The sequence below is a fragment of the Leptolyngbya sp. FACHB-711 genome (assembly GCF_014695615.1).
Lineage (GTDB): Bacteria > Cyanobacteriota > Cyanobacteriia > Elainellales > Elainellaceae > Leptolyngbya_A.
This window is the reverse complement of the sequence record NZ_JACJOR010000294.1, coordinates 1-10,893: the sequence shown is the minus strand read 5'-3', so window position 1 is coordinate 10,893 and position 10,893 is coordinate 1. Positions and strand designations below refer to the sequence as shown.

The following is a 10,893-nucleotide window of genomic DNA, read 5'->3' as shown; positions in this document are numbered from 1 at the left end:
GTGATATTGGGCTGGGCGCAAATGCTGCGTAGTCGGCAGTTAGATGAGACCATGATGGCTCGTGCCGTAGAAACCATTGAGCGGAATGCTAAAGCCCAGGTAAAACTGATTGAAGATTTGCTAGATATTTCTCGCATCATTCGAGGCAGTCTGCATCTCAATATTCGCCCGGTCAATTTGGTTTCTGTGATTCAGGAAGCGATCGATGCGGTGCAGCTTGCCGTCACTGCGAAAAACATCGAGATTCGGTCAGTGCTTGATGAATCTACGAGTTTAGTGTCAGGAGATAGCGATCGCCTCCAGCAGGTAATTTGGAATTTGCTCTCGAATGCGATCAAGTTCACGCCGAGACAAGGGCAGATCGAAGTCCGGCTAGAGCAGGTTTCCTCTAACGCCGTCATTACAGTAAGTGACACAGGGCAAGGGATCGATCCAGCCTTTCTGCCTTATGTCTTTGACCGCTTTCGTCAGGCAGAACGAGCGACCACACGTCATCACGGTGGATTAGGGTTAGGACTGGCGATCGTGCGGCAATTGGTAGAGATGCATGGGGGAACAGTTGCCGCAAACAGTTCTGGTGAAGGGCAAGGAGCCACCTTTACGGTGCAGATTCCTCTAATGGCAGTTTGCATGGAGCCCAGTGAAGCCCAGACATCTATCCCTGAGAAGGCCAATGCATTCGCCTTGCATCACAGCTTGAGCAATGTGGATGTGCTGGTGGTTGATGATGAAGCCGATACCCGCAATCTGTTGACCGTTGTGCTAGAACGCGCCGGAGCCACGGTTAGATCAGCAGATTCGGTCAATGAAGCCTTGCATATGATTGAACGGTCGCAGCCTGATATCTTGATCAGCGATGTGGGGATGCCAGAGCAGGATGGATACGCACTGATCCGTCAGGTGCGGGAGAATGAGTCAGAGCGAGTCGGCACGATTCCTGCGATCGCCCTCACTGCTTACGCTAGAGAAGAAGACCGCAGGCAATTATTAAAGGCAGGCTTTCAGCTTCACCTCTCTAAGCCCGTTGAATCGACGGCATTAGTTGCGGCAGTGGTAAGCCAGGTTGGACGCAGTGCCTAGATTCAGCAGAAAAATTAGGTTCCAGAATCGTCTTATTGGGTTGATAACTAATGGGCGTTGCTGAAACGGAGTATGATATGCCCCCCTAGCCCCTCAAATTTTAGGGGAACCAGAATTCAAAGGGGGGAACCCGAATTCAAAGTCCCTCCTCGCTCTTTAAGAGCGGCAACCAATAAATTGGGGGATTTAGGGGGCGATACAGAAGCTAAATTTGCACCCTTCATATCCTGATTCCGCAATGCCAACTGTTTGCTGTCTATCAAAGTTGAGCTGTGATAAAAGGATAGCGGTTCAGTTCTGGCTCTAACCCCTTAGCATAAATTCTTTGCTTCAAGCTGACAGGTGTGAAAAGTTGTCTTTGATGAACTACCAACTCTGTCTGACCCAGAAAGAGAAAGCCAGTGTTGTTAAGAACAGAATGAAAGCGAGTCAGGATGGAATTTTGAGCTTCCGGCGTAAAATATATCAATACATTACGGCAGATCAGTAAATCAATTGCAGGTAGGGGAGCATCCTTCATCAGGTCATGCTGCTTAACTGTAACGATGCGGCGAAGCTTGGGGGAAAAGGCTAAACCTTTTGTGGTTTGCCTAAAGTATTTTTTAAGCAGGTCGGGAGGAATATCGAGAATTTCTAAGTCATTGTAGGTAGCGTTCTGGGCTTGGTGAAGCGTATCTCTATCGGCATCAGTGGCATAACACTGAAGTCGCTGCTGGCAGAATTCAACCCCTAAAACTTCTGCTAATAAGATTAAAAGGCTATAAATTTCTGCTCCAGTCGCACAGCCCGCGCTCCAAATTCGAATCGGTTCCTCTGACGGCTTACAGTCAATTATTTTAGGAATTACTTCAGTAGCTAGATAAATCCAGGCGTTGTAATCGCGGAAAAAGCCAGTAAAGTTAATCAGAACATCACTCAGCAGAGCAAGGTGTTCTTCTGAATCACATTGCAAATACTGTAGGTAGTTCTCGTAGGTATCAATGTTAATCCGTTGCATTCGGTGCCGAAATCGGCGCATCAACGTCGAGCGTTTATAGTGCGTTAAGTCACACTCGCGGCTGTACTTGAGGTAGTCTAACAGGGTTTCAAATTCCAGACTGGCTTCATCTAGAGTTTGAACTCGATTCCCCCCCAAGGGCTTCGTATCGTACAAAAGGCTATTCTCGAAGTGACTTTGAGCAAACATGTTTCACTCCTTTGTTAAATTCATCTCTTTACTAAGGGGGCATTGAGCGACCCTATATGAGTTGGCTTTCTCTACATCTGGCTGAATCAGGGAAAAATTTGTCCTCCAACCCCAATTCCGGAGATCGCAAAGATATAGCACCTCAAGGAGTTACCGGGTTATCTTTCGTATGCAAAACCTACTGCATGAACTCTGGGTACGAATAATATATTAACCTTAAGCTGAGATTGCCGCTTGCGTACGAATTAGAAAGGTTTATGTAAAAAATTTCAAGCTGCTCTGAGCGTACTGAATATGAACCGGATATGACCAAGAGCTTGATTGAACAGACATTTTTAATCCTGTTACTAAAGAATTGCTGTTGGAGCAATGATTATATGAACAGTTTTTGTTCCACCATCACATCAGAAGCTGTAAACGCATGATTCGTATGTAAAACTCATGATAGAGTCGATTCGTACAAAGTTATATTATCTTTATACAGAGATGGTCATTTGCGTACGAATTAAGCATGTCCTCATTTGAGAAACTTCAATCTGATCTGGATGCACTTAATGCCCAACGAGCACAAATCGTCGGGGAAGGCTGGTTTTTGCAACATTGCTGGTTGGTGCAGGTTAAGCCAGGAGGCACTGCCCATACTGACTCTAAGTATTGGCAGGTGAGAAGCCGTCAACCGCTCTTTAATGGCAAGACCCTAAAGCACCTAAAAGCGGAGGAAGTGGAGGATTACAGAGCCGCGATCGCCCGAGGTCGGCAGCTCAAGCAGGTCGATCGCCAGATTGAAAAACTTCAACAGCGGCTCAGGCAACAGACTTCTATAACAGACACCTCAAGAGACACTTCAAGTCGCTCATTCCCATCATCCCCCCAGGAAACGCCTCTCCAGGGGCCGATGCTCGCGGGTGGTTCTCAGCGATCGTCGGAAGAATCGGTGGAACAGCCTCCAGAGCCAGGAAAATCCGCTGATCTGACTGAGCAGGAGCGTCTCGTCAAAGAAGTGCTTGCGAATAGCCAGGCACTGAGAGCTTCACTACGGCGGTCAGTTGCGCTTTGCAAATGGTTAGGGGCAAGAAATATTGACCTGAGAAAAGGACATCCCCGTGCTCAGTAGAAGCGAAGCATCCTTTGCTCCGCCATACTTTGCTTTGGCATCCTTTGCTTGGCGTTGCTGAATTCGAGTATGATTTGCCCCCCTAGCCCCCCAACTTTGGGGGGAACTAATCCTCAAAGTCCCCCAGCATTGGGGGATTTAGGGGGCGATACAGAAGCTCAATTGGGTTCTTCATATTTCTATTCAGCAACGCCCTTTGCTCTGCATATGTTTTGCTTTGCAGATGTTTTGCTTTGCAGATTTAATGCGATCGCCCCCGACGATCCTAGATTTCTTCAGTGAGCTTTAATTCTTCAGCTAAATTGTCTTGGCTTAATACTTCGTTGCTCATCACCGCTTGCCGCACTAGTTTTGCTCGCCGCTCAGCGTCCTCAGCTTTTTGCAACAGCAGGTCTGCCGCCTCAGGCTCATTCATCTCTCGCAGATGCTTGGCAGTATGCTTCATTAACATCTCACTCTCTTCGATCGTGCGGATGCCACCCCAGAGCATTTCTTCGATGGATTGTGTCACCTCAGCTAAAAGGGAATTGAGCGAATAGGCGTGCCCAGTGTGGCAGCGAAAGCGCAGCAGGTTTCCTTCTTTCAACTGCAACAGTACGCCGTGGCACTCAGGACAAGTAAAGGGAGACAAATCGCCTAGCTTCATGATGCCCATCTCCAACCCATTGTCTTCCCGCGCAACGCCCACTTCAATATCCATTTTTTCAGACACCGGATTTTTCTCCTGCTCAGGAATCTCTTTGTGAACTAAATCTCCTAACAAAGCTCCCATTTTGCTGAGCGGTAAACAATAATCCACTTCTACCGCTTGCAATGCCGCCCTGGGCATTGAGGGGTGCATCGCATCAAGCGGGTCTTGAACGATGGCAATGCCGCCCCGCTCTTTGATGGCATATAGCCCAGCCGCGCCATCATCCAGGCTGCCCGTTAACACTATGCCAATGGCTCGTGTGCTATACGACCAGGCAGCAGAGCGAAACAAAACATCCACTGCCGGACGGAAGCGGTTTTCTTTGGGTCCCCGGGAGAGCCGAACCGTGCCTGGCTCAACCAACAAATGATGATCGGGAGGAGCCACATAGATATGACCCGATCGAATTGGCTCCTGGTCAACCGCCTGCGTTACGGATAGGGGAGTGATCCGCCCCAAAATTTGGGATAATAAGCTTGGGTAATCTGGAGAGATGTGCCAAACGATGAAGATTGCCGCAGGAAAGTCAGGGGGCAGTTGAGAAATCAGCGTTTCAAAGGCTCTGAGTCCTCCGGCTGATGCACCGATGACGATGATGTCTGGCTTTGGCACACAATACTCCTTATCGTCGTGAGTCTCAAACGACTCCTAAACGCAAAAGCTATCATACTCACCCAGCAAACAACACTGCCTTAGGGCTAGTCTGAGTCAGAGTGTGATGTAGGCGGTGACAAAGCCCGCGCTGAGCGCGATCGCCTCTTAGCCCCCCAGCAGATTTGCTCCATCATAAAAGATAGTTATAGGAGATACTTATAGGTAAGGGGTCGCCCTTAAGTTCGCAAAATAGTAGCTACGAGACATGGCACCCAGACGCCCTTCTAAAAAGCCTCAATCCGATTCTTCTGATCACCCCTCAGATCAGTCGCAGCAGAGCAGTGACAATCAAACAGACAGCCATGATGGATTATTTCCGGTTGTCGGAGTTGGAGCTTCGGCTGGAGGCTTGGAAGCTTTTACCCAATTGCTGCATCATTTGTCAACCGATACGGGAATGGCATTTGTTCTGATTCAGCACATGCCTGCCAATCTGGAAAGCACGTTGAGTACGATTCTTTCTAGAACGACTCAAATGCGGGTGCAGGAAGCGCAGGACGGCATGATGGTAGCCCCTAATCAGGTCTATGTGATTCCGTCGAATTTTTCGATGACGATCGCTCAAGGGGTCTTAAGACTAAAGCCTCGCTCAGAGGCAAGCGGCGTATTTATGTCGGTCGATATGTTTTTGCTCTCCCTGGCAGAGGAGCTGGGCAACAAAGCGATCGGCATTATTCTATCGGGGGGCAATTCGGATGGAACGCGGGGCATTCAAGCCATCAAAGGGGTTGGGGGTGTCACCTTTGCTCAATGTGAAAATACAGCACAAGTTGATAGTATGCCCAACACGGCGATCGCTACAGGCCAGGTAGACTTTGTTTTACCGCCTGACCAAATCGCCGCGAAACTGGCAGAAATCAGTCAGCACCCTTACATTGCCAGTCCCTCCCCTATTGAATTGGATGGCAGCTCACCTGAAGACGAGAATTCTCTCACGGTGATCTTCAGTTTGCTGCGGAGGGCGACTGGCGTTGACTTTACCCACTATAAGCAAACGACATTAAGTCGCCGAATTCAGCGCCGGATGCTGTTGTACAAGTTGGAGCACCTAGACGATTACGCTCGTTATCTTGAGGGCAACCCGGCAGAAGTGATCGCGCTCTATCAAGATTGCTTGATTCATGTCACCAGTTTCTTTCGCGACCCTGAAAGCTTTGATGTCTTAAAAAGTCTCGTTTTTCCTGCCATCCTCAAAGACCGATCGCCCGGTAATCCCATTCGGATCTGGGTGGCAGGCTGCTCTACGGGGGAAGAAGCGTACTCGATCGCCATCTGCCTGCTCGAATTTCTCGCGGATCAGCATCCCCGTGTGCCGATCCAAATTTATGCCACTGACATCAGTGAGACGGCGATCGAACAAGCCCGCAGCGGCATTTACACCGCTAGCCAGGTTGCCAATGTTTCTGCCCAACGGCTCTATCGGTTTTTTGCCCAGGTTGAGGGGAACTACCAGATTAGTAAAGCGGTGCGCGAGGTGTGCGTCTTTGCCAAACAAAACCTGATTAGTGATCCGCCCTTTTCGCGGCTCGACTTAATTAGCTGTCGCAATGTGTTGATTTATCTAGACAATACTTTGCAGAAAAAGCTCTTGCCCATTCTCCATTACGGGTTGAAGCCCACGGGCTTTCTCATGATTGGCACGTCAGAAACCGTTGGTGACTTTACAAACCTGTTCGCGCTGTGTGATAAAAAGAACAAAATTTACGCCAAAAAACTAACAACGGCTCGACCCAACCTTGATCTGACTGCCAGCTCTTATTCTCCAATGATCATTGAGCCTCAGCCGCTTGAACCCGATCATCTCCCCAGCGACTTAGAGCTGCAAAGAGAAGCCGATCGCATTGTATTGAACGAATATGCCCCCGCTGGAGTGGTCGTTGATGCCAACCTGGAGATCCTGCAATTTCGCGGCAAGACCAGCTCCTATCTGGAACCGATTCCCGGTCGCGCCAGCTTAAATCTGCTCAGAATGGCAAAAGGAGAATTGCGGCGAGAATTAGAGTCTGCTATCTATCAGGCCAAACAACAGAAGTTGCCCATCAAACGAGACGGCTTACAGGTGAGAGAAGCGGATCGAATTCGATCAATCACCGTCAATGTCATACCTTTGCAGGTGGGGAAGAACCAGGAGTGTTTTTTGGTGCTGTTTGAAAGTGCTTCAACGCTGGAGTTAACCATTGCATCCGACGATGGCAGCACTTCCACGGAGCACAAGACCCGCGATGTTCAGGAGATCGCTCGGCTCAAGCAAGAACTGACCGTAACCCGAGAACATCTGCAATCAATCATTGAGGAGCAGCAAGCCACTAATCAAGACTTGCGGGCTGCCAACGAAGAAATTTTGTCGAGCAATGAAGAGCTGCAAAGTACGAATGAGGAACTTGAAACGGCAAAAGAAGAAATTCAGGCGGCGAATGAAGAACTGAACACCATCAATGATGAGCTGCGTCGCCGCACGCAAGAAGCTACTCAAGTCGGCAACGATTTGCAGAATTTGCTCAACAGCATTCATGTTCCCATCTTGATGCTGGGAGCGGATCTGCAAATTCGGCAATTCACTTCAGCGATGGAAGGGATCTTTAACCTGATCTCGACCGACATTGGGCGATCCCTGAGTGACATAACCCATAAACTGAACGTGCCCAACCTGGAGCAACAAATTTTAGAGGTGATTCGCACGCTCAACTTAAAGACTCAGGAGATTCAAGATCGAGACGGACGCTGGTATCATCTGCAAATTCGCCCCTATCGCACCGTTGACAACAAGATCGATGGGGCAGTGCTGATTTTGATTGATATTAACGACCTCAAACGCAGTAATGCTCAGTTGGTGGAAGCGAGAAACTATGCGGATGCGATCGTGGAAACCGTCTGGGAACCGCTGATCGTGTTAAATGGTGATTTGCAGGTGATCACCGCCAATCATTCGTTCTATGAAACGTTTCAGGTTTCAATCGTGCAAACCGAGCAATATTCGCTTTTTGAACTGGGTAGCGGACAATGGAACATCCCCCAACTGCGATCGCAGCTCGAAGAGATTATTACCAGCAATACCCCGTTTCAAGATTTTCGAGTTGAGCATTCTTTTGACCAGATTGGACATAAAGTCATGCGGCTCAAGGCTCGCAAAATGTCGATGAGTAACAACACCCAGATGATTTTGCTGGCGATCGAGGACATCACGGAGCAAAACCGATGCTAAGGGGAAAAGCTCTTGAAGGAATGTTGGATAGATCATTAGCAGATAGCACTATCAGAAGGCGCGATCGATGAGTCATGAGCAGACTGAGCAGCATTTTCAAATCATTCGTCGTTGGCTGATGGCACTGCAACAGCAAAATCTACCCGGTTGGGACAAAATCGATGCCGTACTCGAAGATCTGCAAGTGACCTGTGAGCAGATGCAAACCCGTTTGGAGTTTGCCGAAGCTGCTGAGGAAGAGCGACTCCAGCAGAATCAGCGGCTCGCCGCAGCCTATGACCATTACCGCGATTTATTTCAGTCTGCTCCGATCGCCTACCTCGTCACGGATGCCGATGGGGTAATTTTGGAAGCCAATGGGGCGAGCGCCCAACTCCTCAATGTGCCCCAAGCCTATCTAGTGGGGAAACCGATGGCTCGGTATGTGGCAGAGGGCGATCGTTCAGCCTTTCGGACTCATTTGAATCAGCTTTCTTATCAGAGGGATAGCCAAATTTGGCAAATGACCGTGTGTCCGCGAGGTAAACAACCCTTTGCTACTGAATGGCATATTGCGACCCTTGCGGTATCTGCGAAGCCGGATGTCCCTCATCCTAACGGGCAAATCGAGATACGGATTGCAGTGTACGACTTGAGCCACTCCCAGCCAGAGAATTCTCAATTAGAGCTTGGAGCGTTGATGCAACCTTCAAACCTCAAGCCTCAAACCTCACCTCCTGCATTGCCATTACCCCAATCTCTTGATGGTTTGCGGGTGCTTGTGGTGGAAGATGAAGCAGATATCCGCGAATTTGTTACGGCTATCTTTGAGGCGCATGGCATTGGTGTGAAAACGGTTTCGAGTGCAGCCGCAGCCTTAGAGGCGTTAGAGCAGTTCCGTCCAGATGTATTGCTGAGCGACATTCGAATGCCAGATGGGGATGGCTACAGTCTGATCCAGCAGATTCGAGCGTTAGAAATTGAGCAGGGAAGACACATTCCTGCGGTTGCCATGACGGCGTATCTAGAAGAAGACCGAGAAAAGGCGATTAAGGCTGGCTTTGAGGCCCATTTGCACAAGTTGGCTCGACCGATTGAGTGGGTGGAGTTAATCGCTCAATTGGCCAGGCAGGTATCTCATTAGAGACATGATCCCTTTGGGCTAATCTTAAAACAGTTGTCTCAGAAGAGGAATTATTTCAAAAGAAGGCTAAGGATGACAGTGCCTCCTAATTCTTCCTGTACCTTGTTCTGGTGAAAAATCCTGGTGAAAACGGGGTCACGATAGTTCTATTAATTCACGGTTTAATTCAGGGTTAGACGCACTCACCCTATTCAACTGAATCGTAAGATTTCTGTTCTTGTCAGTTTTATCATCGACTGCCTTTTTTGAATCAAGCCAGACAACTTTCAGTTAAGCTTGTTTTTTTAAGCTCTTATCTAAACTTCCATGAGTTCACTCAAGTTAAATGAGGAAAGCTGTTCCGCTTTTGGTCGTCTTGTTTTACAGCATCTCAAGGATAACCCTCATACCAATATGAGCCAGCTTGCCAAGCAGGTCGGACTCTCCCAAGCAGGACTGAGCTGGATTTGCCTCGAACGCAATAGCCCCAGTGAGGAAACCGCTCGCAAGATTGCGCCTATCCTGAGGGTGGATTTAACCAAGATTGCGCGGCTGGTCTATGAAAACAAGCTAGAGAGTTTAGCGCGTCTGAGTGCGCTGAGTTATTCAGTCAAGGTAAAACAAGCTTGGGTGACTCGAAAAGTGCCGATTGAAGATGCGATCGCTGGATTAAATGCAGTTTTTCATGCGTTTCACTATGTGATCAGAAGCATACCTGAAGTAGAGAAGCCAACAGATTTTCAGATTTATAAGCAGGCCTATGAAGTGGTTAAAAGACAGTTTCTGAGAAACAGAATTTTAGCCGAGAGGTCAAACTCCTAAAGCTGTGCGAGCAAGGGACTTTTGTCACAGCCGCTTCTACAGAAACAATGGTCTTCGCGATCGAAGCGTTCTTAAGTAACATCACGATCTTACTTAAGTAATTTTTATCAGCGAGATAGGGATAGGTAATGCTGTAGATCTGTTGATAGCTTCTTTACCCTACCCTGCTCTACCGAGTTAGTTTTAGTGATCACTCGCTAAAACAAATCTGACGAGAGAGGCAAACAAACGGACTTGTACTTAAGGTGAGAATAGCGTGATTGGATGAAGTAATGTGAACCCTGATTGGTTGAGTCAGCAAATGAAGGCGTTAAGTGAGCGAGTGGGTGCCCTCCTGCATTACGCCCATGCCGACTCGTCACAACATCCAGAACTGTTGCCGCAAGCTCTGGCAGAACTGGGTAATTCCCTGGAAGAACTGCGGATATCTCAAGAGGCATTGCACCAGCAGAATCAGGAATTGCTTGAGGCTCAGGTGGCGCTAGAAGTTGAACGACAGCGTTACCAGGAGTTATTTGAATTTGCTCCGGATGGCTACTTAATCACCGACACAGACGGCAAAATTCAGAGAGCTAATCACACCATGAGTCAGTTGCTCAGGGTGTCGCAACCGTTCTTGATTGGGAAACTTCTAACTTCATACGTGGCTGAACCTGAGCGTCGAGCGTTTGATGACGAACTCAATCGATTGCCTCAGGTTGGACGGCTTCAAGAATGGGTAACTCAGCTACAGCCTTATGGTGCATCTGCTTTCGATGCTGCCTTAACCGTCACTACGGTATCTGATTCAACGGGTACGATTGTCAGCCTACGTTGGTTAGTGCGAGATATTACTGAACGAAAGCAACTGGAAGCAACGCGGCTGCGGGCAACCTTGGCTGAAATGACTAACCAAGCCCTAGAAGCAGAAATTGCCCAACGGAAGCAATTAGAGCAGGAACTACGACAGCAGACAGAATCCCTGCATCAAGCCAACACGCTCAAAGATGAATTTTTGGCGATCGTCTCACACGAACTCCGTTCTCCCTTAAATGTGATATTG

8 protein-coding genes are annotated in these 10,893 nt (G+C 48.5%); 6 read left to right on the top strand and 2 right to left on the bottom strand.

Annotated elements, in window-relative coordinates:
• A partial coding sequence (locus tag H6F80_RS11640; protein ID WP_206755061.1) for a hybrid sensor histidine kinase/response regulator occupies window positions 1-1,080 on the top strand: 1,080 nt, incomplete at its 5' end.
• A 259-nt stretch (window positions 1,081-1,339) separates the two neighbouring features.
• Here H6F80_RS11640 and H6F80_RS11635 read toward each other — a convergent pair.
• A complete protein-coding gene (locus H6F80_RS11635) occupies window positions 1,340-2,266 on the bottom strand; it encodes a CheR family methyltransferase (RefSeq protein WP_190791716.1) in 927 nt (308 codons plus the stop codon).
• Between the two features lie 511 nt (window positions 2,267-2,777).
• Between H6F80_RS11635 and H6F80_RS11630 the strand changes: the two genes are divergently transcribed.
• A complete protein-coding gene (locus H6F80_RS11630) occupies window positions 2,778-3,380 on the top strand; it encodes a hypothetical protein (RefSeq protein ID WP_190791715.1) in 603 nt (200 codons plus the stop codon).
• A 265-nt stretch (window positions 3,381-3,645) separates the two neighbouring features.
• On the opposite strand, the gene H6F80_RS11625 is transcribed toward H6F80_RS11630, so the two are convergent.
• Window positions 3,646-4,683, bottom strand: a complete 1,038-nt coding sequence (locus H6F80_RS11625) for a chemotaxis protein CheB (protein ID WP_190791714.1) — start codon at window positions 4,681-4,683, stop codon at window positions 3,646-3,648.
• 247 nt (window positions 4,684-4,930) lie between these two features.
• Between H6F80_RS11625 and H6F80_RS11620 the strand changes: the two genes are divergently transcribed.
• From H6F80_RS11620 to H6F80_RS11605, 4 genes are all read left to right on the top strand, one after another.
• On the top strand, window positions 4,931-7,927 hold the full coding sequence (locus tag H6F80_RS11620) for a chemotaxis protein CheB (RefSeq protein WP_190791713.1): 2,997 nt from the start codon (window positions 4,931-4,933) through the stop codon (window positions 7,925-7,927).
• 67 nt (window positions 7,928-7,994) lie between these two features.
• Window positions 7,995-9,050: a response regulator gene (locus H6F80_RS11615; protein WP_190791712.1), complete on the top strand. Its 1,056-nt coding sequence runs from the start codon at window positions 7,995-7,997 to the stop codon at window positions 9,048-9,050.
• 306 nt (window positions 9,051-9,356) lie between these two features.
• Window positions 9,357-9,851, top strand: coding sequence for a helix-turn-helix domain-containing protein (locus tag H6F80_RS11610; protein ID WP_190791711.1), 495 nt, complete (start codon window positions 9,357-9,359; stop codon window positions 9,849-9,851).
• A gap of 274 nt (window positions 9,852-10,125) precedes the next feature.
• Window positions 10,126-10,893: PAS domain-containing protein (locus H6F80_RS11605; protein ID WP_190791710.1), on the top strand; the 768-nt coding region annotated here is incomplete at its 3' end.